Genomic DNA, 22,600 nt, shown 5'->3' with positions numbered 1-22,600 from the left:
TGCTTGTTGGAAGATTTTCCAAGCCTGAACGAGGAGGTTCCGATGTATGTCGATGGTTTTGTGCTGGCCGTCCCGGCGGATAGGATCGAGGACTACAGGAAGATGGCCCAAAAGGCCGGTGATGTGTGGATGGAACACGGCGCGCTGTCCTTTGTCGAATGCGTCGCCGAAGATGTGCCCTACGGCGAGCTCACATCGTTTCCGCGTGCGGTACAGCAGAAGGACGGCGAGACCGTCGTATTCTCCTGGATCACTTACAAATCGCGTGAAGACCGCGACGCCATCAACGAGAAGGTGATGGCTGATCCGCGGCTCAATATGGACATGAAGGATTCACCCTTCGACGGCAAGCGCATGATCTATGGCGGCTTCCGGACGCTGGTCGAGCTTGAGCGGGGTTAGCCCGCGACCGGCCGGCGGAAGAACATCGACCAGGAATAGATCGCAAGCGCGGACCAGATCATCGCGAACGCGATTGCACGGGTGCTGCTGAACGGTTCCTGGAAGATGAATATCGCGATCACGAAGATCATCGTCGGCGCGATATACTGCATGATGCCGATCGTCGACAGCCGAAGCAGCTTCGCGCCGTTCGCATAAAGAATGAGCGGCACCGCCGTAACCAGGCCGCAGCCAAGAAGAAGCCAGATATCGACGGCTCCGGTTCGTCCGAAATGGCCGGCGCCTGAAGCTCCCAGCCAGCCGATATAGGCGATTGCCGGTATGCTCAGCACGAGTATCTCGAGGAAGAAACCCTGTGCAGGACCGATCGGCAGCGTCTTCTTGAAGAACGCGTAAAAACCCCAGCTGAGCGCCAACGCTATCGAGACCCAGGGCAGGCCGCCGGCCTCCCATGTCAGCAGCGCCACCGCCGCCACCGCGAGCGCGATCGCCGCGATCTGAGCGCGGCTCAGTTTCTCGCCGAGGAGCACGGCGCCGAGAAAGACGCTGAACAGCGGATTGATATAGTAACCGAGCGCGGTTTCCAGCGCCCGGTCGGCGCCGATGGCCCAGACATAGACGCCCCAGTTCACGGTGATCAGCGCGGCGGTGAGCCCGCCCATGGCCAGCGTGCGCGGGGAACGCAGCGCCATCTTGATATCGGCGGTACGGCCCATCCAGATCAGCAGCGCTCCGGCAACCGGGACCGACCAGATGACGCGGTGCGCCACCACTTCCGTCGCCGGAATATGCGCCACCGCCTTCATGTAGAAGGGCAGGAATCCCCAAAGAAGATAGGCTGACAGCGCGAACAGAAATCCACGCGTAGCGCTGTCTCGGGCGGTCAGGGTCTCTGTCGTCATCGGGATCATATGGGCCGCAGTTCGGCGGAGCACCATTTCAATTTTCTGATGCGCCGTGGCGTTTCGCTTATGGGTGGCGCTACTCTGCCGCGACCAGCCCGGCCATGTCGCGGTTCTTCATCAGCTTGAAGACGATCGAATCCATCAATGCCTGGAACGATGCGTCGATGATGTTGTCCGACACCCCGACCGTCCACCAGCGTCCGCCAGCGGCGTCGCGCGATTCGATCAGCACGCGGGTGACCGCCTCGGTGCCGCCGTTGAGGATACGCACCTTGTAGTCGACCAGTTCGAGATCGCCTATCTCGTGCTGGAACTTGCCGAGATCCTTGCGCAGCGCCAAATCGAGCGCGTTGACCGGGCCATGACCCTCGGCTACCGACATCTTCTCCTCGCCGTCGACCAGCACCTTCACGATAGCTTCCGATACGGTCTTCAGCTGGCCGTTGGCGTCGAACCGCCGCTCGACCATGCAGCGGAACGAGGTGACGCGGAAGAACTCCGGTACGGTGTGCAGCATTTTGCGCGCCAGAAGCTCGAAGCTCGCATCAGCGCCCTCATAGGCGTAGCCCTCGGCCTCGCGCTCCTTGACCAGGCTGATCAGTGCATCGAGCCGGTGGCCTTCCCGCGGGACGTCGATGCCGCGCCGCTTCAGCTCGGCGACGAAATTCGCCTTGCCGCCCTGGTCAGAGACCATCACCTTGCGACGGTTGCCGACCGCCTCTGGCGGCACATGCTCGTAGGTCGCGGGATCCTTGGCCAGCGCCGAAGCGTGGATGCCGGCCTTGGTGGCGAAGGCCGATATGCCGACATATGGCGCCTGGGCTTCCGGCGCACGGTTGAGCAATTCGTCGAACGCGCGGGACAAGCGCGATATACCCGCCAGCGCCTCGGCCGAGATGCCGGTTTCGAAGCGTTGGGAGAAGGCTGGCTTCAGGACCAGCGTCGGGATGATGGAAATGAGATTGGCGTTGCCGCAGCGTTCACCGATGCCGTTCAGCGTGCCCTGGATCTGGCGCACGCCCGCCTCGACCGCAGCCAGCGAATTGGCGACCGCCTGGCCGGTGTCGTCGTGGGCGTGGATGCCAAGGTTTTCGCCCGGAATGCCCAACGCGATCACCTTTGCGACGACGTCGCGGACTTCCGACGGCAGCGTGCCGCCATTGGTGTCGCACAGGACCACCCAGCGTGCGCCTGCGTCATATGCCGCCTTCGCACAGGCCAGCGCATAATCCGGATTGGCCTTGAACCCGTCGAAGAAATGCTCGCAATCGACCAGCGCCTCCTTGCTGGCGGCGCGGGCTGCTTCCACAGAGGCAGCAATGGATTCCAAATTCTCCTCGTTGGTGCAGCCCAGAGCCACGCGCACATGATAATCCCAGCTCTTGGCAACGAAGCAGATTGCGTCGGATTTCGACTGGACGAGCGCGGCAAGGCCGGGATCGTTGGAAGCCGACACCCCTGCCCGCTTGGTCATGCCGAAGGCGACGAATTTTGCATTCGCAGTGCGTTTTTCGCTGAAAAACGCCGTGTCGGTCGGGTTCGCGCCGGGATAGCCGCCCTCGACATAGTCCATGCCAAACTCGTCGAGCAGCTTCGCGATGGCGATCTTGTCCTCGACGGAAAAGTCCACGCCCGGCGTCTGCTGACCGTCGCGCAGCGTGGTGTCGAAGAGGTGGATGCGGTGCTTGGTCATGGCGCGGCTCGGTTCACGTGGCCTTCCCCGCAAACCTGTCGGTCGCGCGGATCAACCGGTCGAGAATGCCCGGCTCGGTAAATGCGTGCCCCGCCCCCTCGATCAGGTGGAACTCCGCTTCCGGCCAAGCCTTGTGCAGCGCCCAGGCAAATCTCGCCGGGCACGGCATGTCGTAGCGGCCGTGGACGATCACGCCCGGAATATCCTTGAGTTTTCCTGCGTCGCGGATCAGTTGGCCCTCTTCGAGCCAACCGGCATGGACGAAATAGTGATTCTCGATCCGGGCGAAGGCTATGGCGAAATCATCCTCGCCGAACTTGCCGCTGGTCTCCGGCTCGGGCAGCAGCGTGATCGTCTCGCCTTCCCACAGGCTCCACGCCCGTGCCGCTTCGATCTGCGCTTGCCGATCATCGCCGACCAGACGCTTGCGATAGGCAGCCATCATGTCGCCGCGCTCGGCCTCCGGAATGGGCGCTACGAAGCGCTCCCACTTGTCCGGGAACATTTCCGACACGCCGAACTGATAGTACCAGGCGAGCTCGGCCTTGGTCAGCGTGTAGATGCCCCGCACCACCAGTTCCGAAACCCGTTCCGGATGCGTCTGCGCATAGGCGAGCGCAAGCGTCGAACCCCACGAGCCGCCGAACACCAGCCATTTGTCGAAGCCGGCCATCCCGCGCAGCCGCTCTATGTCGGCGACCAGATGCCAGGTCGTATTGGCCTCCAGCCCGGCATGTGGCGTCGACTTTCCGCAGCCGCGCTGGTCGAACAGGATCACGTCGTAGAGTTTCGGATCGAATACCCTCCGCTGCTTGGGCGAGGAGCCCCCGCCCGGCCCGCCATGCAGGAACACCGCCGGCTTGGCGCCGCGCGTTCCGACGCGCTCCCAATAGATCGTGTGGCCGTCGCCAACGTCGAGCATGCCGGTCTCGAAGGGCTCGATTTCGGGATAGAAGGTGCGCAATTCGGCCGTCATGATCTCGCTTCTCTGGAATGCGGTTGGTCGGTGTCGTGGTCGGGATGCTGGTGGCTTTCGACCGAAGCCAGGAACGCGTCGCTGGCGGCCTGTTCGCCCGGCGGACGGCCGGGCAACCGGTGGAGTTCGTCATAGATCGGCAGCTTGTCGGCCGGATTGAGCTGGACGGTGGGCGGCGCGAGGTTAGGATCGTCCAGCGCACCGATCGCCACGTCGATGCCGCCCTCATATTCATAGGTCAGCGGCGTACCACAGGCGGCGCAGAAGCCGCGCCTGGCGACATTGGAACTCGCGAAACGTCTCGGTTCGCCGCGCGTCCACTCCAGGCCCTTCGCCGTGACCAGCGGGCCAAAGAACCCGCCGAACGCCTTCTGGCACATCCGGCAATGGCAGATCGAGGCGCGGCCGAGGCCGGTCACCCGGAAACGCACCGCGCCGCACTGGCAGCCTCCGGTGATCCTTGCGGCGCTCATGTGCGGCCCTTCGGCGGCCAGCTTTCCGTGTCGTGGTCCGGGTGCTGATAGGAGACGAGATGGGCCAAGTAGGAGCTTGCCTCCTCGTCGGTGATTGTCTCCGCGCCGGGTAGCGCGGGGACGCCATCGACGTAGGGCAGCTTCGCCTCGATCCCCCACTGAATACGCGGCGCTATCTCGGCCGGTTCGTCGAACGCCCCGATGGCAAGCGCCATGCCCTCCGGCGCCTCGAAGGTCAGTGGCGTTCCGCAATCGGGACAGAAGCCGCGAAACGCGTAGTTGGAGGATTGGAAGCGTTTCGGCTCGCCGCGTGTCCATTCAAGCTTCGCGTCGCGCACCGAGACGAGAGCGGCGTAGAAATTGCCGGAGGCCTTCTGGCACATGCGACAATGGCAGACCGACGCGTCGCCCAGCGCTCCCTCGATCCGGAAACGCACCGCGCCGCACTGGCATCCGCCGGTATAGAGGGGCTTGTTGTCGAGGCTCATCATGTCGCCGCTCCCTCTCCCACCCGGCTGCGAAGCCGATTCCGCCGACGCACGCATCCGTCTGAGTTTGCTCGTGTTTCGCTCGCCACAGGCAACCTATTCCGGCGCATGGCAGACCGCCTCGATATTGTTGCCGTCCGGGTCGAAGACGAAGGCGCCGTAGTAGTCCGCATGATAGTGCGGGCGCAGGCCCGGCGCGCCATTGTCCTTGCCGCCGGCGGCGAGTGCGGCCGCATGAAACGCATCGACCTCGGCTCTCGAGCGCGCCGTGAAAGCATAGTGCCGCCCAGGCCCGGTATTTGCATTCTCATGCAGCCAGAAATCGGGTTTGGAACGTCCGTAGCCGCCGACCTTCACGCCGCCGGTGAATTCAGCCGGCACCATGTAGAGCAGCGAGGCGCCAAGCGGCGCCATCACCCGGTCGTAAAACGCCTTCGAGGCGTCGAAATCCGCGACTGTTATGCCAGTGTGGTCGATCATCGCTTTACCTCCCATGTCGTCACGCGTTCGCCGGTGTCGGGATCCTTGCCGTCCTTCAACTGGATGCCCTGCGCCAGAAGCTCGTCGCGGATGCGGTCGGCCTCGGCCCAGTCTTTTTCGCGGATAAGCGCGAGGCGCGCAGCTATAAGCGAGGCCACCCGTTCCGCGTCGACATCTGCCGAACCTTGCAGCCAGACGGCAGGAGCCATCGTCAGCAATCCCAGGAAGCGGGCGGATGCCAGCGCAACCGCAGCATTTTCAGGATCATAGAAGTCCCAGCCAGACTCTGAGGCGCCGGCCTCCAACACACCAGCCTCATGCGACGTAAACGACGAGTACAGGACATCAAGCGCCTCGACCGTATTGAGGTCATCACTCAGCGCCTCGATCATCTCAGCGCTTGGTGAAGATGGCTCGACCGGCCAAACTTCCGAGAGCATCCGATACCAGCGTGTGAGAAGTCTTTCGGCATTCTCCAGCTTCCTCACACTGAAATCTATCGGCTCGCGATAGTGCGTCATCAGCATCGCCAGCCGCAGCACCTCGCCGGGCCATTTGCGCCCGCCGAACTTATCTGTCTCCAGCAATTCGTTGATCGTGACGAAATTGCCCTCGCTCTTCGACATCTTGCGGCCCTCGACCTGGAGGAAGCCGTTGTGCATCCAGTAGTTCGCCATCACGTCGGTGCCGTGAGCGCAGCGCGATTGCGCGATCTCGTTCTCGTGGTGCGGGAAGATCAAGTCGAGGCCGCCGCCATGGATGTCGAAGATTTCGCCGAGATAAGCCTCCGACATTGCCGAGCACTCGATGTGCCAACCCGGCCGGCCGCGGATTGTCGCCGTGCGGCCCGGCAATGTGAACGACGCATTCCAGCCCGGCTCCTCTGCGGATGATTCCTTCCAGAGCACAAAATCCTGCGGGTTCTTCTTGTGCGCCTCGACGGCGACGCGCGCGCCGGCCTGCTGCTCGTCGAGATTGCGCTTCGAAAGCTGTCCGTAATCGGCCATCGACGCCGTATCGAAGAGGATTTCGCCTTTGGCTTCATAGGCATGGCCGCGTTCGATGAGACGCTGAATCAACGTCGCCATGTCGGTCTTGCCGTCAGGCCTCGGCAGCACGAATTCGGTTGCGCGCGGCTGGAAGGTCGGCTCCAGGCAGCCGAGCGCTGCGACATCCTTCTGGTACTGGTTATTCGTGATCTCGGTGACGCGGCGGATCGCCTCGTTCAGTGGCAGGTCAGGAAAATCGCGTGCCGCCCGCGCGTTGATCTTGTCGTCCACGTCGGTGATATTGCGCACATAGGTGACGTGATCCTCGCCGTAGAAGTGGCGCAGCAGCCGGAAAAGCACGTCGAAGACAATGGCCGGCCGCGCATTGCCGATATGGGCGAAGTCATAGACGGTCGGGCCGCAGACATACATGCGGACATTCTCCGCATCGATGGGGACAAAATCCTCCTTCGCGCGGCTCAGCGTGTTGTAGAGTTTCAGGCCCTTTTGTCCGTCCGCCATTCGAAATCCAGTCCGGTTTCACGAAGCCAAATCACGGCGCCGGCCGCGATTGTGCTCCAGCCTGCTGGCCGGGGCGTTTGTCCTGTCTGTCGAGAGAAAAGGCGAAAACGTCCGGACCAGCGCGAGCGCTAGCCAATAATGCAAATGCCACAAATGGCGCGACACGTTTTCATGGGCAGCTTTATCGCGCCTGGCGGGTGTTGCAGTCAAGTCGCAACTTCGTAGCAAACAGGTCGTCTTTCCTATGTCGGAACGAAAACCCAAAGGTTTTATTAAACATGTCTATACATCAAATCGGGAAGCCGGCCGGGAACGCGGTCCGACGTCACGATTTGGACCAAATCGGCCATCATCTGGACGGCCCAAATGCAGAATTGACCCTAGGGAAGAGAACCATGTCAGCCTTCAAGAGCGATCAGGAACGCGCTCGCGCCCAATATGCCACTCTGACGCGCCACTACCGCGCGATCGGGCCTGCCGCCATCGTCGCCGCCCTCCTGGCGGCCAAGAAGCGCAAGCCTGCTCCGCCCACACCCAGCAAGGCGGCTTAAAACAGCGTCAGTTGATCGGCCGCCGACGCTTTCTTCGCCGGCTTCCGTAGGGTGGCTGCCGCAGGCTCCACCCTGCGCTGAAGGTCAGGCCCGGTGTTGGCGACCTTGTTGACCAAATCCGAAACCGGAATTGCCTCGAAGAAGTCGGACTGCGCCGGACGCATCAGATCAACGATATCGCGCGGCTCCTGCGTGCGGCAGTCGAGCCAGCGCGAAAAATCCTCCGGCTGAATCACCACAGGCATGCGGTCGTGAATGTGGGCGATGTCCGCACTGGCCGCCGTGGTCAGGATCGCGCCGGTGTCGATCTCCGATCCGCCCGGCTCTGCATACATTTCCATCAGCGCCGCAAATGCGACGACGCCGCCATGCCTCGGGCGCACCCAATAGGGTTGCGGCCTGTCTTTGCCTTCGCGCCTCCATTCGTAGAAGCCGGAGGCCGGCAGCAGTGCGCGGCGATGACGCATGGCGGTGCGGAACGCGGCCTTCTCTATGGCGGTTTCGGCGCGGGCGTTGATCAGCAGCGGAAAGGATTTCGTGTCCTTGGCCCATGCCGGAATGAACCCCCAGCGGACCAGAAGCGAGCGCCGGTCGGGTCGGTTGGCGCCCGGCTCCTGCCTTTCGCCGGCCATGATCATCAGCACCGGTTGCGTCGGCGCGATGTTGTAGCGGGGCGGAAACGCGACGACATCGAGGAGCGCGAACATCGCGTCGATGTCCTCTGGCGTCGCCGTCAGCGCAAAGCGTCCGCACATTCGCTAGCCGCGTTGCAGGTTTCTTGAGATGATATAGAAATCGAGAGCCCTTTCCGCATCGCGGACCCGACTGTCGGCGGAATAGAGGGAGGACCTCTTAAGGTCGATCTCGAGCCGCAAAGCGCGCTGTTCCTCCGGTGTCTTGGCGTCCTTCAGCTTCTCCAGCAGCGAATCCAGTTCATTCTGCACACGCATCCGCTCGGTACTCGCATCATAGAGTCGCTTGCCGATATGGTAGGCGGTCTGAAAGTCCGACGCCAGATCGGCGGGACAGGAATTGGCGTAATAGCGGCCTTCGCGGCCTTCACGCAGCGCATTGGCCGGCGTGCAATAGGCCCTTATCCCGACTTTCCACCCGGTATGCCATTCCGTCGAGTTGACCGGCAGTTTATGCTTCGAGCATGCCTGTTCATGCTGCTGGACATATGAAGCCGGCCGGCCAGCCGCGCCGTCTCCCTGGCCAAGTTGGCTCCAGTTCACTGTCTCGCATTGTTGTTTATTGAGTGTGGCGCAGGAAGAGAGCGCCATGAGCCCCGCCGCGGCCGCTCCAACTGCGGCCAGCCGAAAATTCCCTGCAATCATGCCACATGCCCCCATTCCCCATGATTGAACCCCCGGGACGTTATTCCTTTAGATTGTGCCAAATGCAACGAGTGACGGTTGCTTTTCGTGGAACCATCCACTGCCAGTTGCGATGACGCTGGTGGCCATGGAAAAGCCCCGCCGCAACCGCTATCCAGTGGACGCACCAAGCTATCCTCAACAATCAGCGGAGCCTGCGAGATGATGGAGAAGCGAACGATTGCGGCGGTGTCGGTGGCGCTGGTGCGCGGCGAAACGGTGCTGCTGGTCAAGCGCGCGCTGGAGCCGTCACGTGGGCTCTATGCCTTTCCGGGCGGGCGGGTCGAGGCCGGCGAAACCAGCGAAGAAGCCGCAAGGCGCGAACTTCTCGAGGAAACCGGAATGATGACGGCCGCACTGACGCCGCTGCGCGAGTATCTGATCGACGCGCTGGTGGACGGCGAGGAGATCACCTACCGGCTCGAAGTGTTTACCGGAAAGGCGGCGGGCGGCGAACCGGCCTGCGCCAGCGACGCCGAGGAGGCCTGTTTCTACACGCTCTCGGAAATGGAAAACCTGCCGCTTACCGATTCGATCATGGACATTTGCCGCGAATTGCTCGGCGACAGCAATTAGCCGGGAATAGCCGCCCTCCTCGCCTTGCGGCAGACAAATGTTTCGTTACAAAGGCTTATGGGCCGGGCCTCACTGTTCTTCATCGCATATGTCGCCTTCAGCACGGCGGCTTTTCCGCAGCAGGTGCGTGCGGCGGAAGCTCCGTTCGAGAGCAGTCTGGTGCGGCTTGCCGAAATTCTTGGTTCGCTGCATTTCCTGCGCAATCTCTGCGGCGAACCCGGCGAACAGTGGCGCGGCGAGATGGACAAGCTGCTGCAGGCGGAAAATCCCGATCCGGCGCGCCGCGCCAAATTCATCGCCAGCTTCAACCGGGGCTATCGCTCCTTCGCCGGCACCTACACGAGTTGCACGGCGTCGGCGACCGCGGCGATCAGCCGCTACATGAAGGAAGGCGAAGCGCTTACGCGCGAGGTGGCGGCGCGCTACGGAAATTAAGCGCCGGTTAACTTTTCTGGCAATGCCGGGCGTACAGGCGCGGTTTGGTGTGCTAGGACTCTTAACGGGACATTAAGGGAATAGATCAAGTTGGTCCGAAATCGCCGGATCCGAACTTGGAAGGGTGGTACAAATTGGCAGTTGAACAGAGTGTTAGCGATCTCGACGCATTGGTCCGTGAAGAAAAGCGCCTGACCGCCGTCGAATGTCATAACGAGGCCTGGGCGGAGGGGCTTTCCGCCGGCATCGAAGCCGAAATCATCGCGGAAGCCGCGCTCGCTACGGCATTTGCCGAGATTTTGCGCAACAATGGCGAGGACGCGGCCCTGGCGCTGCTCGACCGCATGCGTGAAAAGGTGATCGCCGGCGAATTCGAACCGGTGCGCATGCGACATTGACACACCCCCTCTAGGGCTTTTCATTGTGTGATGGCGTGGGGCGCGATAATGGCTACGCGCCCGGAGAAACTGCGGAATGGATCATCAGACAGGCGAATCGCGCCGACATGGCGCAGCCGCCGGATTGCTCCCGCGCCTGGCCGCGATTTGCCTGGCCTTGCCGATAATATCCGCCGGCATGGCGCCGGCCTTCGCGCTCAGCGAGATAAAGCGCGAAGAACTGCCGGCGCCGACCTCGCCTGCTCCCTCGGGCGGCTTGGAAAACACGGTGCCGTTTCCTGATTCAGTGCAGCCCCCGTCGGCCGACCAGCCAATCGACCCTGAAAAGACCGGCCCCACCGGAGAGGAAACACCGGAGGGTGTAGAACAGCCTGATGCCGAAGCCACGGGGCCCCTGCCGGAGGTGATCTACGACATCGAAAGGCTTCCGCCTGACGTCAAGCGCATGCGCGAGTTGTTGATCGAGGCGGCTAAGAGCGGCGACATCGAAAGGCTGCGTCCGTTGATCGGGCTCGGTGACGACATGACCCAGCTTTCCCTGGCGGGCATCGAAGGCGATCCGATCGAACATCTCAAGAGCCTTTCGGGCGACGATGAAGGCCGCGAAATCCTCGCAATCATGGAAGAGGTGCTGAGCGCCGGCTATGTGCATCTCGATGCCGGCGGCGCGGAAGAGCTCTATGTCTGGCCCTACTTCTTCGCCATTCCGCTCGACAGGCTCGATGCGCGCCAGCACGTCGAACTGTTCAAGATCGTGACCGCCGGCGATTACGAGGACATGAAGAATTTCGGCTCGTATATCTTCTACCGCCTCGGCATTACTCCGGACGGGCGCTGGGCGTTCTTCGTCGCCGGCGAATAATCAGGCAGGCAACGCCTCGGAGAATTCCACGGCCCTGCCCTTCCCGGCTTCGATGATCTCGGCCTCCCACATGACGCGCCTGCCGCGCACGATCGTTCCGACCGGCCAACCTGTCACCTGCTTGCCATGATACGGCGTCCAGCCCGCCTTCGAACCGGCCTGCTCGTTGGTGATGGTTTCGCGGCGCTTGAGGTCGACAACGGTGAAGTCAGCGTCATAGCCGGCCGCGATGCGGCCCTTGCGCGCCATGCCGAACAGGCGATGCGGGCCATGACTGGTCAGGTCGACGAAACGTTCCAGCGTCAACCGCCCCGCATTCACATGGTCGAGCATGATCGGCACCAGCGTTTGCACGCCTGTCATGCCCGACGGCGAGGCCGGATAGGGTTTTGCCTTTTCCTCAAGCGTATGCGGCGCGTGGTCGGAACCCAGCACGTCGACGACGCCCTGCGAAATGCCGTGCCAAACGCCGTCGCGATGACGCTTGTCGCGCACCGGCGGGTTCATCTGGAGCAGCGTGCCGAGCCGCGCATAGTCGTCCGCCGACAGCGTCAGATGATGCGGCGTCGCTTCGCAACTCGCCACGTCCTTATGCGCCTCCAGGAATGCGATTTCCTCGGCCGTGGAAATGTGCAGCACATGGATGCGGGCGCGTACCTGCCGGGCTATGCGCACCAGCCGCTCGGTGCAGCGCAGCGCCGCGATCTCGTCGCGCCAAACCGGGTGGGAAGATGGATCGTCCTCTTTGCGTTCGCCCAGCCGCTCCCGCAGCCGGAACTCGTCCTCCGAATGGAAGGCGGCGCGCCGGCGCGTGTTCCTCAGGATCGAGGCCACGCCTTCGTCATCCTCGACCAGAAGGTCGCCGGTCGATGAGCCCATGAAGACCTTGATGCCGGCGGCGCCCGGCAGCCGCTCCAACTCGGCGATTTGGGCGGCATTCTCCCGCGTGCCGCCGACCCAGAAGGCGAAATCGCAATGCATGCGGTTTGTCGCCCGCTTGACCTTGTCGGCAAGCGCCTCCGCGCTCGTCGTCAGCGGGTTGGTGTTGGGCATCTCGAAGACGGCGGTGACGCCACCCAGCACCGCGGCGCGCGAGCCCGATTCGAGATCTTCCTTATGCTCCAGCCCAGGCTCGCGGAAGTGGACCTGGCTGTCGACGACGCCCGGCAGGATATGCAGCCCGCGGCAATCGATAGTCTCGCCCGCTGAAGCCGGCGAGAGATCGCCGATAGCGGCGATCCGCCCTCCGGTCACGCCGATGTCCCGCAGGCCGATCCCGTCCTGGTTGACCACCGTGCCGCCCTTCAGGATAAGGTCGAAGGTCTCCGCCATTTGCCCTGCCTCTGGCTCTTGCTCGCGCGTTGTGTGCGGCTTACGTAATGGCCGACCGATTTGCAACATCAGGTGCGTTGCCGCCCATGCCCACCACCCAGCTAGACGATCGCGCGCTCATCTCCGTATCGGGAGCGGATGGGGAGCACTTCCTGCAGAATATAGTGACCCCCGATCTCGATGCGCTGGCTAACGGTGAGGCGAAACCGGGCGCGCTTTTGACCCCGCAGGGTAAGATCCTGTTCGACTTTCTCGTGTCGCGCGATGGCGAATCCGCCTTCCTGCTCGAATGCCGGGCGGATGCGGCAGCCGATTTCGTTCGACGCCTGATACTTTACCGGCTGCGCGCCAAGGTCGATATTTCCTCGCGCGATCAGGCGCTTGTCTCCGTCTCGTGGCGGGATGATTCAGAGGCTTCAGTTTCCGATTCAAGCGCTTTACAAACTGAATCAACCGGATTGCGTGACCTTCGCTTCCCGCCTTCGGCAAGAGTGTTCAGGAACTATGGCCAGGCAGCCGGCGCTTCCGCGGACGTCTCGGCGTGGCATGCTTTCCGCATCGCCCACGGCATTGCTGAAAGCGGACGGGACTACGAGCTGGGCGATGCATTTCCCCACGATGTGCTGCTCGACCAGATGAGCGGCGTCGGCTTCCGGAAAGGCTGCTATGTCGGACAGGAAGTTGTCTCACGCATGCAGCACCGCGGCACGGCGCGCCGGCGCGTGCTGATCGCCTCAGCCGAAGGCGCGCTGCCGGCGCCCGGCGCCGATATTGTCGCCGACGGCCGATCCGTTGGAGCGCTCGGTTCGGTCGCGGGCAAATCCGGCTTGGCGGTCGTGCGCATCGATAAGGTCAAGGCTGCGATGGACGAGGGCGTGCCGATTCTCGCCGGCGGCGTTGCCTTGTCGCTCGCCATACCGGAATGGGCGAAATTCTCGTTCCCCGAGGAGACGGCCGCAGCGGGTGACGCCTGATGGCCGACAGGCCCGGAGCGCCGCCGCGCGCCTGGCAGCGCATGCTATCCGGCCGCCGCCTCGACCTGCTCGATCCCTCGCCGCTCGACATCGAGATTTCCGACATCGCCCACGGACTCGCCCGCGTGGCCCGCTGGAACGGACAGACTGGCGGCGACCACGCCTTCTCGGTCGCCCAGCATTCGCTTCTGGTGGAAGCGATCTATTCCGAACAGGCGAAGCAGGTTTCGCCGGATGCGCAATTGGCGGCCCTGCTGCACGATGCGCCCGAATATGTAATCGGCGACATGATCTCGCCGTTCAAGTCCGCCATCGGCGGCGGCTACAAGACGGTCGAGCAGCGTCTGCAGCGCGCGATTCACATCCGGTTTTCGCTGCCTGCCGAGACAGGCGAAAAATTGAGGGCCGACATCAAGCGGGCGGATCAGATCGCCGCCTACTTCGAGGCGACGATGCTCGCCGGCTTCTCCATTGCAGAGGCGACCCAGTTCTTCGGCCGGCCGCGCGGCTTTTCGGCGGAGCGGCTCGATATCATGCCCGGCCCGACGAAGGCGGTGCAAAAGGCGTTCCTGCAACGCTTCGAGGCGATCGAAAAGCTGCGCGGAAGGTAATCCGGCGGCCGAAACCCGGCCAACGCGCCGGGCTTCGCGCCTGCAAGGCCGGCGGAGCTGGTACGCCCCGCCGGCCGGGAGACGCAGATTCAGGCTCAGCGCGAGTAGACGATCACGCTTCCATCCGCGTTTAGCGACGCGGCCACAACGGAAGAAACATCGACATTTTCGGCCGCCAGGGCTTCTGAAATTGCCGCGTTCGCCGCAATCTGGCTTTGGAGCGTGCTTACCGCATCCCCATTTTCCGAAAGCGCGTTTTCAATCGCGACGTCGTTTTTACCCTTGGCAAGCGCATCGATGCTCACCACGCTGACCTTCGATGCGTCGGTCACCGAGGACAAGTCCGCCGCTGATTTCGCGGCTGAGCGGATGGACGATACGGCTTTGCCAAATTTCGCATCGGCGCCCGCCGATGCGTCTGCACCCACTGCTGCATCGACGCCGACGCCACCCTTGCCGTGCGCCGCGCCACCCGCGGCTTTGCCGGCCCCGCCGAGGCCGACGCTCGCTCCGCCGCCTACACCGGCCCCGCCGCCGACACTTGCTCCGCCGCCGACGTCGCCGGATACGCTCAGGCCGCCTGCCAAGGCGATGGATGGAGCCGCCAGCATCGAAGCAGCGACGAGAGCAGCGGTCGTGATTGAAAGGACGGTTTTCATCATGTTTCTCTTCCTGTTCGAACAAACTCCGGCGACGCGCTGGTGGCAACCGCCGGCATGTCGGAGCCTATCGCCCCGTTTGTTCGTGCGGTGGCAGGAACGTGACGGCGGGAAGGCGTGATGTCACGTTTGCCGCGTCGCCGTTTTCATATGTGAATGCCCGCGCCCCAGGTTTGCCGCTGCATCCGGTCCCGCAGCCGCCATGCGCTTCGACGCTGCGTCGGCCGGTCCGGCTTACCGCCCCTGCCGGTCCAGCCGGTCGAGAAACCACTGCGTCAGCCTCACCCAGACCTCGTCCTTTTCGCCAGAATCCTCCCAGCCGTGGTCGAGATTTGGGTTGTCGTTGACCTCGATGACGAAAACGCCGTCTCCAGTTTCCTTCAAATCGACGCCGTAAAGTCCGTCGCCGATGCAGCGTGCGGCGCTGACCGCTGTCTCGACGACATGTGTCGGAGCGTCCTTCAGCGTGAAAGTGCGGATGCCGCCCTGGTCCGGCTTGCCTGAGCGCTCGTGGTTGACGATCTGCCAGTGCTTCTTCGCCATCAGGTAATGCACGGCGAAGAGCGGCTGGCCACCGAGGACGCCTATGCGCCAGTCATATTCGGTCGGGATGAACTTCTGGGCGATCAAAAGGTCTGAATCTTCCAGCCAGAGTGTCGCCAAGGTCCTCAGCTCCTCGAAATTCGAGGCCTTCTTCACGCCGCGCGAAAACGAGCTGTCGGGGATTTTCAGGACCAGCGGAAAGCCTAACGTCTGCGCCGCCACTTCCAGATCGGACGGGCCGGCGATCATAACCGTCGGCGGCACCGGCACCTTGTTGTAGTTCATCAATTCGTTGAGATAGACCTTGTTGGTGCAACGGATCATCGACAGCGGATCGTCGATCACCGGCATACCCTCCTGCTGCGCGCGGCGCGCGAAGCGGTAGGTGTGGTTGGAGATGGATGTCGTTTCGCGAATGAACAGCGCATCGTAATTGGCTAGCTTGGCCAGATCCTTTCTCGTGATCGGCTCGACCTCGACGCCCATCTTTTCAGCGATCTTGGCCCAGTGGCGCAGGGAGGAAATCTCGGAGGGCGGCAAATCCTCGTTCGGATTGACCAGAGTGGCAAAGGTGTAGCGCGCCGGCGTACGGGTCTTGGTGTCGCGCCATTCGCGGTTGGTGTAGATGGCCAGGCTCTCCAGGAAGCGCGGTTTTTCCTCGGGGCTCATGCGCGTCAGCGAATAAAAGCCGATCTTGTGGATCGAAGCCCATTGCCGGTTGTCCTTGATCGCGACCTCCAGCGCCGGAGCACGAAACCAGTCGAACAGCAGCTTGGCGAAGCGGTCCCAGGCTTTTGACGGACCAATGCCGAAGAAGAACGTGACCTTCGCCGGGAAGGAGCCGCCAAGTTCCTTTCGGCATTTGTTGAGCGCCTGCTCCAGTTCCGGCAGCGCGTGCTCGTAGAGCTTGTGCTCGGAAAGGTCGATCATCGTCTCGACCGTCGGGATGACCTTGTGGCCTCGCGAACTCGCCAGCAACGAGGCATAGTAGCCGCGGCTCTGATAGGCGTAGCTGCTCGACAGATTGATGACCTTCGGGCGTTGGCCGCGAAACAAAGCCGGGTGGGCGAGATAGTCGCGGTTGGTAATGACCTTGTGCGGCGTCGCAACCTGATCGAGATGGCTTTGGCGGCCGGTAAGGATGACCCAGGTCATTATCGTTCACGCTTTCGGGTGGGTGCGGCCGGTTCGGCCAAATGAAGCGGCTTTTCGTACAATAGGGCGGCAGCGCCGTCGGCATAGTAGCTCGGCTTGCGCCCGAACCGGCGGTAGCCGCTTTGCTCGTAGAGGCTCATCGCCCTCGCATTGTCTTCACGTACTTCGAGGCGCAGGTCCGTGCAGCCTCGCGCAGCCGCCGCCTCTTCGGCCGCGGCCAGCAGCGCCCGGCCGATACCGCTCCCGCGAGCGGCCGCGAGCGAGTAGAGGCGCGCCTTGTGGCTGCCAGCGCGAAACAACAGGGCGCAATAGCCGGCGATGGCGCCTTGCACGGCCGCCACCAGAACGATGGCCGAAGCGCTACCAACCAAGCTCCGGAACGATTTTCGGGAAATGCGATCCGCCTCGAAAACAGCGTTTTCGATCGCTGCCAAGGCATCGACGTCAGACGCGCGGGCCAGGCGAATTTCGGCAGGCATGCGGACCGGAAGACCTCAACAGGCGGGTCAGACAAAGGCTTGGTCGAAGGCGTTCCTGCCCGGCTATCGGCGGAGGCATTGGATGCGAATCGCTCCTCGATTCGGGCTGAATTGTGACTCGTCCCGCGCGCCCTGTCTGCTGGCGGCGATTGGTGCATCAGGCGCGTTTCTGTGGCCCAATCGGCCACCGGAGCGAAACCGCGGTCGTCAGCCTTTCATGCCCTGCAGCAGCTGCCGGTAGGCGGTATTTGCAACCTTGACCAGCACTTCTTCCGGCAAATTCCCGGCTACCGCGCAGCCATAGCCGTCGTCCAGCCAGTACAGTGCGCGCGTGTCGCCCTCTTCGAGCAGGCGGAAGCCGGTTTCGGTATTGGAACTGTCGCGCGCGACATAGAGCGAAATGCGGTTGCCGGTGCGGTCCTGATACATGAACTGAGCCGCTGTCTTGGTTGCTTCCGCCGGCAGCAGCCGTCCGCCGATCAGTTCGAAACCTTCGGCCGTAAGGTCGGGCGCCACCAGCTTCACGCCGATGCGCTTGGAAAGCCAGCCGACCAGATGCTCCTTCTGGTCGGCGCCGACTTCCACGACATGCAGCTTTTCGGCGGCATAGATGGCATGGGCGGCGATCGCGCCGTCGGCCAATTGGATTGCCGTCCCGTTCACCGGCCGCCACCCGGAAGCTCCCAGGAAATAGCCGCCCAAACCGCCTGCCGCGAAAATCAGCGCGGCAGCCGCCGCCATGCGCCAGCGCGGCAGTGCTGAATTGCGTGACCCGGGCGGCGTTTCGCTGGCCAGGGTCTTGGCAAGACATTCCGGCACCGGTTCGTCGAGAACGCCCGCGACCGCCCCGCGCAGCAGGTCACGATCAGCCTCATAGCGCCGGCTCTTCGCTTCCATGTCGGGGTGGGTTTCAAGCCACCGTTCATAGGCAGCCCGTTCGTCCTGCGGCAGCTCGCCATCGAGCGCCAGATGGATGTCGCGTTCGCTGAATTCGCGCATGGTCATGGCTCGACCACCCTTATCGTCCGCCGGCGCGCTCCGTCGTCGAGCAAGCCGCGCAGTTCGTCCCGCCCGCGTGCGATCCGCGACATCAGCGTGCCGGCTGGCACACCCAGTACGTTGGCGGCTTCGGCGTAGGAAAATCCTTCGACAGCAACCATCAATATGGCGGCGCGGCGATCCGGACTGATGGCCTGCAGCGCATCGAGTATCTCGCGGGAAGCGACATCCTCGGCCTGATGCGCCGGCAGCGACATCGCTTCGCTCGCCTCAATCTGCAGCATGGAAGCCTCGCCGCGCCTTTTCACCTTGCGCATCTGGTCGACGAAGAGGTGGTGCATGATGGTGAACAGCCAGCGGCGCGGGCTGTCGCCGGTGCGCCAATTGTCGAGACGGACAAGCGCCCGTTCGAGACTATCCTGAACAAGATCGTCGGCAGCGTCGCGGTCGCGCAGCAAGGCTCGCGCGTAGCGGCGCAAACGCGGTATTTCCGCAAGTATCGCTGCCTTCCGGTCGTCCATCGCTGCGTTTTGCCCCCTTCCCTCTGATCCCAGATAGAACCCCCGATCGCAAGCGCGATCAGGCAGCTTATCGAAAACGTTCGGACGGGCCGGATTCGTCCCGGTGGCGTTATTGCATCAAGGATTTTGAAGCATAGCCCACAACCATTCATTTGCGCTGCAAAGCCGTTCGGCTAAAACTCCGGTCCCTGATGGAGATACGGCGATGGCGATGACGGCGAACGCGAAGGCCCCGGCGAAGAGTGTTCCGTGGCTGATCATCATTTGCGGCTGCCTGATCGCTGCGCTGACCTTTGGGCCACGCTCGGCCATGGGCTTCTTTCAGCTGCCGATGCTGGCTGAAAAGGGTTGGGACCGTACGACGTTCGGACTGGCCATGGCGCTGCAGAACCTGTTCTGGGGCCTCGGTCTTCCCTTCTTCGGTGCGATCGCCGACCGCTACGGCACCTGGCGCGTGCTGGCGCTCGGCGGCGTCATCTATGCTGCCGGCCTCTATATGATGGCCACTGCCACCTCCATCACGGCGCTGCATATCGGTGGCGGCGTGCTGGTCGGCCTCGGCGTCGCGGCAGGATCGTTCTCGATCGTTCTCGCCGCCTTCGCTCGCCATACGCCGCCCGAAAAGCGCTCGGTCGTGTTCGGCATCGGCACTGCGGCGGGCTCGGCCGGCATGTTCATCTTCGCGCCGATCTCCCAGGGCATGATCGACGCCTATGGCTGGTCGGACACGCTGATTTATATGAGCGCCGCGATGCTGGTCATCCCGGTGCTGGCGATGCCGCTCTACGGTAGCTCGCACAATGCGGCTGCGGCGCAGAAGGCCGTGCAGCAGTCAGTCGGCAACGCGCTGCGCGAGGCTTTCGCCCACAAGAGCTATGTGCTCCTCGTCTCCGGCTTTTTCGTATGCGGTTTCCAGGTGGCGTTCATTACCGCGCATTTTCCTGCCTATATCGGCGATATCGGCATCGACGCGCGCTACGCCGTCATCGCGCTGGCGCTCATCGGCTTCTTCAACATCATCGGCTCGCTGGCCTCGGGCGCGATCGGGCAGAGATATTCCAAGCCGATCTTTCTTGCCTGGATCTATATCGGACGCTCGATCGCGGTGACGGCGTTTCTTCTGCTGCCGCAAACGCCGGCCAGCGTCATCATCTTTGCGATCGTGATGGGTCTTTTGTGGCTCTCGACGGTGCCGCCGACCAACGCGCTTGTCGCCATCATGTTCGGCACGCGCCATCTCGGGCTCTTGGGCGGCCTCGTATTCCTGTCGCACCAGATCGGCTCGTTTCTCGGCGTCTGGCTCGGCGGCTACCTCTACGACCGCTTCGGCACCTACGACCCGGTATGGTGGCTTGGCGTGGCGCTCGGCCTGTTCGCGGCCGTGGTGCATTGGCCGATCAAGGAGCGGCCGGTAGAGCGCATGCAGTTGGCGGCGGCGGAGTAGGCTGCCCGCCTACTGCGCCTTTGCCGGCGCGTCTGTTCTGGCGGCGCGCGTAAGCAGCCGCTGGTAAAACAGCCCAATGCCGATCAGCACCGCGCCGAGCCCTATGAAAGACAGCGCGCGCAGCACGCCTTCCAGTTCCGACATGTCGAACAGGAACACCTTGGCGACAGCGATGGCGATCAGCGCACCCGACGCGATGCGCAGAATGTACGACTTCTGCCAGACACCGGCTACCAGCAGGCCGACTCCCATGGCTAGCCAGAGCGCCGAATAGGAATAGGTCTCGAACTGGCCTAGCCCGCTCCAGAAGCCGATGAACTCGCCCTTGAACAGCCGCCGCACCGACAGCGTCGCATAGACGAAGGCGAGCGCCGCTCCAACCAGCGCAAGCATCGCCGGATACCAGCGCGGGCGTTTTCCACGCGCGTAGAGGGCTAACGCCCCGGCGGCGATTGCCGGCAGCAGATATGCCAACAACAACAGATTGAAGAACGGGATTCGTCCGGTCGACTCGTCGGTAAATAGCGGATTCAGGGTGAAGAAATGGTTCGCGACGATGAGAATGGCGGACACGCACCCGGCTGCGATTGAGCCGTAGCGCAGCACGGGACTCGGCGAACGCATGTCGAGCGCGATGAGGATCGCCCCTGCCCCGAGTGCGAGCAGCGTGTAGATCGCCTGTTCGGCGAGCGTGGGGGCGCTGGAGTCTATCACGCCGCCATGCATGGCGTGGCGCACCAGCATAGCAGCTGCGAGTAGCGAAAACAGTGCGGCGGCAGCCTCCATGGCCAGCCGTGGCCTTCCGGCGGTGGTTCGCGCCAATTGCCAGGCTGCGAAACCGAACGCCAGCGCCGGGATGCCGTAGCCGGGCAGGAGCGCGTTGAACACCGGGGTCCTGCCGAGGAGTTCCCGGCCAACGATCGTCGGATCGACTGCGACTCGCGCCATGACAACAATCGCCGCGCCGACTGAGAGCCAGCCCAGCACCGGATAGCTCCGCTGCCGTGTAGCCAATGCGGGCAGCGCCGCAGCCGCACCGACGAGAACCGTGGTCAGGCCGGGGCCGAACGCCATGTGCAGGAAGAGAACCAGAGCAACGCCCGCGCCGACAAGCGCAAAAGACACCGAGAGACCGCCCGCAAGTGGCGGGTTTTCGGCCCTGGCGATCGCTTCGCCTCCAGCCGTCAGGATCGCGCCGAGCAGTAGCGCCACAGCCGCGAGACCATAGTCGCGGTCGGGATTGCCGGAGATGATCCAGACCGCCATGAGGATGGCGAGCGGCGTGAGCGCAGCCCAGGCGGCCCAATGCGCGCCACGAACCGGGGCCGATGCGGCGAGGTTTCGCGCGCTCCAAAGGCCAGCGGCCAGGAAGAGCGCACCAATCGCGGCTCCGATATAGGGCATGAGCGCCGAAAATGGGGTAGCGGGAAAGCCGTCTATGACCAGACTTCCGCCGGCAAAATCGAACGCGAAAGTGCCGCTCAGCGCGGCTCGCGCGTAAGCGACAACGGATGCCGCGCCGGCGGCGTGGAGTAGCGCGAGCGCGCCGGGGCGATAAAGCGCGATAGCGACCATCGCCGTGATCAGAATGGTGCCATAGAGGGCGCCGCCTAATGCCTGATAATCCGGGTTGATCAGCAGCGATAGCGCTGCAAACGCAACCGACAATGCCGGAATGGCTGTCGGCCAGTCGAACGCAACCGCCGCCTCCTCGCCGCCGCCGCGCCTGCCCAGCCAGATCAAGGCCAGCGACAGCAGGATGACGAGATTGATGAAGAGCACAACGGTGAAGTCGATCGTTTCCGAGCCGGCCATATAAACCAGGCACCAGAGCCCGGTTCCGGCAAAGGCGGCACCAGCAAGAAAGCGCCAATCGCGCAGGCGGGCGATGGCGACTGCCGCGGCGAGCACGATGGCGAGGTAGCCGAACAGTGCCCAGGCATTCGGGGCTTCGGAGGCGACGAGCAGCGGCGTGACCAGCGAGCCGAGCAGGCCGAAGCCGGCCAGCGCCTGCCCGTGCACCAGAGCGGCAGCAACGGTCCCCACGCCTATGATTCCCATAAGCACGAAGGCGGAGGCCGGACCGATGAAGCCATAGACGCCGTGCGCGGCGTAGACCGCCCCGAACAGGGTGAAGGCGCCGGCGGCGGTCAATATGCCGGGAATGTAAGCGTTGTTGCCACCGTTCAGCGGTATCTCGAAGCCGGTGCGGCGGATGAACTCGCCTGCGCCGACGAGCGCCAGGCCAAGCAGCGCCGCCATAGTCAGGCGCACGCCAGGGCCGAAGATGCCAGCCTCGATCGAATAGCGGATCAGGAACACACCCCCGAGCGCCAGCGCTACGCCGCCGACCCAGACGGCCCAGCGCGTGCCGAGCGCCGTTTCTATGTCAGCCTTCGCAGCGGATGATCCGGCAGCCGCCGCAGGCGCGGGTTCAGCGCCTGCCGTATCCCTCCCCTCGACCATCCCCCATGGTCCTGCCGGTTCGGCAGGTTCACCCCCAGCTTGCTCCGCGGTCTCGGGAACCGCGCCGTCCACTATGGGTTCGCCAGCCCGCTCCATCGTTGCAGGCGGCGCCTGTTCTTTCGCCACGGCCGAGGCCGCAGCAGCCGGCGGCCGGGAGAGGACGAGGGAGCGCATTGCGCCAAGCTCGCGCTCGACCAGCCCCAGGCGCGTATTCAGGCGTATGACGATCACGACAAGCGCCACGAGGCCGAGCGTGCCCAGGAGCCCGAAGCTGTCGAATAACATGGCCGT

At 63.4% G+C, this 22,600-nt stretch carries 25 protein-coding genes; 9 read left to right on the top strand and 16 right to left on the bottom strand.

All coding sequences use genetic code 11. The features are described 5' to 3' along the window. Positions 1-42: 42 nt before the first annotated feature. Positions 43-402 (top strand): DUF1428 domain-containing protein, encoded by a 360-nt coding sequence (locus ABVK50_RS08105; RefSeq protein ID WP_353642048.1) that lies wholly within the window; start codon positions 43-45, stop codon positions 400-402. Here the strand turns inward: ABVK50_RS08105 and rarD are convergent. From rarD to cysS, 7 genes are all read right to left on the bottom strand, one after another. Continuing rightward, positions 399-1,304 carry an EamA family transporter RarD gene (gene rarD / locus ABVK50_RS08100; RefSeq protein WP_353645983.1) on the bottom strand — a complete coding sequence of 302 codons (906 nt, stop codon included), beginning with the start codon at positions 1,302-1,304 and terminating at the stop codon, positions 399-401. The two genes, ABVK50_RS08105 and rarD, sit on opposite strands and share 4 nt — an antisense overlap. Before the next feature lie 79 nt (positions 1,305-1,383). Beyond that, positions 1,384-3,000: a citramalate synthase gene (gene cimA / locus ABVK50_RS08095; protein WP_353642049.1), complete on the bottom strand. Its 1,617-nt coding sequence runs from the start codon at positions 2,998-3,000 to the stop codon at positions 1,384-1,386. A 13-nt stretch (positions 3,001-3,013) separates the two neighbouring features. Then, positions 3,014-3,976 (bottom strand): prolyl aminopeptidase, encoded by a 963-nt coding sequence (pip, locus tag ABVK50_RS08090; protein ID WP_353642050.1) that lies wholly within the window; start codon positions 3,974-3,976, stop codon positions 3,014-3,016. Continuing rightward, positions 3,973-4,449, bottom strand: a complete 477-nt coding sequence (locus ABVK50_RS08085) for a GFA family protein (protein ID WP_353642051.1) — start codon at positions 4,447-4,449, stop codon at positions 3,973-3,975. The genes pip and ABVK50_RS08085 overlap by 4 nt, the downstream gene beginning before the upstream one ends. After that, on the bottom strand, positions 4,446-4,937 hold the full coding sequence (locus tag ABVK50_RS08080) for a GFA family protein (protein WP_353645984.1): 492 nt from the start codon (positions 4,935-4,937) through the stop codon (positions 4,446-4,448). The genes ABVK50_RS08085 and ABVK50_RS08080 overlap by 4 nt, the downstream gene beginning before the upstream one ends. Before the next feature lie 96 nt (positions 4,938-5,033). Further along, positions 5,034-5,417: a VOC family protein gene (locus ABVK50_RS08075; protein WP_353642052.1), complete on the bottom strand. Its 384-nt coding sequence runs from the start codon at positions 5,415-5,417 to the stop codon at positions 5,034-5,036. Next, positions 5,414-6,928 carry a cysteine--tRNA ligase gene (gene cysS, locus ABVK50_RS08070; RefSeq protein WP_353642053.1) on the bottom strand — a complete coding sequence of 505 codons (1,515 nt, stop codon included), beginning with the start codon at positions 6,926-6,928 and terminating at the stop codon, positions 5,414-5,416. The genes ABVK50_RS08075 and cysS overlap by 4 nt, the downstream gene beginning before the upstream one ends. A gap of 395 nt (positions 6,929-7,323) precedes the next feature. On the opposite strand from cysS, the gene ABVK50_RS08065 reads away from it, so the two are divergent. Continuing rightward, entirely contained in the window at positions 7,324-7,479 is a 156-nt protein-coding gene (locus ABVK50_RS08065; RefSeq protein WP_353642054.1) for a transcriptional regulator, read from the top strand. Here the strand turns inward: ABVK50_RS08065 and ABVK50_RS08060 are convergent. Further along, positions 7,476-8,234 (bottom strand): SOS response-associated peptidase, encoded by a 759-nt coding sequence (locus tag ABVK50_RS08060; protein WP_353642055.1) that lies wholly within the window; start codon positions 8,232-8,234, stop codon positions 7,476-7,478. The genes ABVK50_RS08065 and ABVK50_RS08060 overlap by 4 nt on opposite strands. A gap of 3 nt (positions 8,235-8,237) precedes the next feature. Next, on the bottom strand, positions 8,238-8,714 hold the full coding sequence (locus tag ABVK50_RS08055) for a DUF2799 domain-containing protein (RefSeq protein WP_353642056.1): 477 nt from the start codon (positions 8,712-8,714) through the stop codon (positions 8,238-8,240). 303 nt (positions 8,715-9,017) lie between these two features. Here ABVK50_RS08055 and ABVK50_RS08050 point away from each other — a divergent pair, with 303 nt between their 5' ends. From ABVK50_RS08050 to ABVK50_RS08035, 4 genes are all read left to right on the top strand, one after another. Beyond that, positions 9,018-9,431: an NUDIX domain-containing protein gene (locus ABVK50_RS08050; RefSeq protein WP_353642057.1), complete on the top strand. Its 414-nt coding sequence runs from the start codon at positions 9,018-9,020 to the stop codon at positions 9,429-9,431. A 57-nt stretch (positions 9,432-9,488) separates the two neighbouring features. Beyond that, complete coding sequence (locus ABVK50_RS08045; RefSeq protein ID WP_353642058.1) at positions 9,489-9,866, top strand: TIGR02301 family protein; 378 nt, start codon at positions 9,489-9,491, stop codon at positions 9,864-9,866. A gap of 134 nt (positions 9,867-10,000) precedes the next feature. Then, a complete protein-coding gene (locus ABVK50_RS08040; RefSeq protein ID WP_353642059.1) occupies positions 10,001-10,264 on the top strand; it encodes a hypothetical protein in 264 nt (87 codons plus the stop codon). A gap of 76 nt (positions 10,265-10,340) precedes the next feature. Next, positions 10,341-11,126, top strand: a complete 786-nt coding sequence (locus ABVK50_RS08035) for a hypothetical protein (RefSeq protein ID WP_353642060.1) — start codon at positions 10,341-10,343, stop codon at positions 11,124-11,126. Here ABVK50_RS08035 and ABVK50_RS08030 read toward each other — a convergent pair whose 3' ends face one another. Then, the gene (locus ABVK50_RS08030; RefSeq protein WP_353642061.1) at positions 11,127-12,458 is read right to left on the bottom strand and encodes a dihydroorotase; all 1,332 of its coding nucleotides are present in this window, start codon (positions 12,456-12,458) and stop codon (positions 11,127-11,129) included. It lies immediately after the preceding gene. A gap of 86 nt (positions 12,459-12,544) precedes the next feature. Between ABVK50_RS08030 and ABVK50_RS08025 the strand changes: the two genes are divergently transcribed. Both ABVK50_RS08025 and ABVK50_RS08020 read left to right on the top strand, forming a co-directional pair. Beyond that, entirely contained in the window at positions 12,545-13,432 is an 888-nt protein-coding gene (locus tag ABVK50_RS08025) for a folate-binding protein YgfZ (protein WP_353642062.1), read from the top strand. Next, complete coding sequence (locus ABVK50_RS08020) at positions 13,429-14,043, top strand: HD family hydrolase (protein ID WP_353645985.1); 615 nt, start codon at positions 13,429-13,431, stop codon at positions 14,041-14,043. The genes ABVK50_RS08025 and ABVK50_RS08020 overlap by 4 nt, the downstream gene beginning before the upstream one ends. A 95-nt stretch (positions 14,044-14,138) precedes the next feature. On the opposite strand, the gene ABVK50_RS08015 is transcribed toward ABVK50_RS08020, so the two are convergent. The 5 genes from ABVK50_RS08015 to ABVK50_RS07995 all read right to left on the bottom strand — a co-directional run bounded on the left by ABVK50_RS08015 (position 14,139) and on the right by ABVK50_RS07995 (position 18,399). Continuing rightward, the gene (locus ABVK50_RS08015) at positions 14,139-14,705 is read right to left on the bottom strand and encodes a hypothetical protein (protein ID WP_353642063.1); all 567 of its coding nucleotides are present in this window, start codon (positions 14,703-14,705) and stop codon (positions 14,139-14,141) included. A gap of 231 nt (positions 14,706-14,936) precedes the next feature. Continuing rightward, on the bottom strand, positions 14,937-16,400 hold the full coding sequence (locus ABVK50_RS08010; RefSeq protein ID WP_353642064.1) for a RimK family protein: 1,464 nt from the start codon (positions 16,398-16,400) through the stop codon (positions 14,937-14,939). Continuing rightward, complete coding sequence (locus ABVK50_RS08005; RefSeq protein ID WP_353642065.1) at positions 16,400-16,879, bottom strand: GNAT family N-acetyltransferase; 480 nt, start codon at positions 16,877-16,879, stop codon at positions 16,400-16,402. Before ABVK50_RS08005 ends, ABVK50_RS08010 begins: the two co-directional genes overlap by 1 nt. 207 nt (positions 16,880-17,086) lie before the next feature. After that, complete coding sequence (locus ABVK50_RS08000; RefSeq protein ID WP_353642066.1) at positions 17,087-17,884, bottom strand: anti-sigma factor; 798 nt, start codon at positions 17,882-17,884, stop codon at positions 17,087-17,089. After that, positions 17,881-18,399: an RNA polymerase sigma factor gene (locus tag ABVK50_RS07995; RefSeq protein ID WP_165031852.1), complete on the bottom strand. Its 519-nt coding sequence runs from the start codon at positions 18,397-18,399 to the stop codon at positions 17,881-17,883. Before ABVK50_RS07995 ends, ABVK50_RS08000 begins: the two co-directional genes overlap by 4 nt. A gap of 205 nt (positions 18,400-18,604) precedes the next feature. Between ABVK50_RS07995 and ABVK50_RS07990 the strand changes: the two genes are divergently transcribed. Continuing rightward, complete coding sequence (locus ABVK50_RS07990) at positions 18,605-19,843, top strand: MFS transporter (protein ID WP_353642067.1); 1,239 nt, start codon at positions 18,605-18,607, stop codon at positions 19,841-19,843. A gap of 9 nt (positions 19,844-19,852) precedes the next feature. Here ABVK50_RS07990 and ABVK50_RS07985 read toward each other — a convergent pair whose 3' ends face one another. Further along, entirely contained in the window at positions 19,853-22,594 is a 2,742-nt protein-coding gene (locus ABVK50_RS07985; protein ID WP_353642068.1) for a DUF2339 domain-containing protein, read from the bottom strand. Positions 22,595-22,600: the final 6 nt, after the last annotated feature.

This window comes from Mesorhizobium sp. WSM2240 (assembly GCF_040438645.1).
In the GTDB taxonomy this organism is placed as follows: domain Bacteria; phylum Pseudomonadota; class Alphaproteobacteria; order Rhizobiales; family Rhizobiaceae; genus Allomesorhizobium.
The sequence above is the reverse complement of the archived record's forward strand: the minus strand, read 5'-3'. Positions and strand labels throughout refer to the sequence as shown.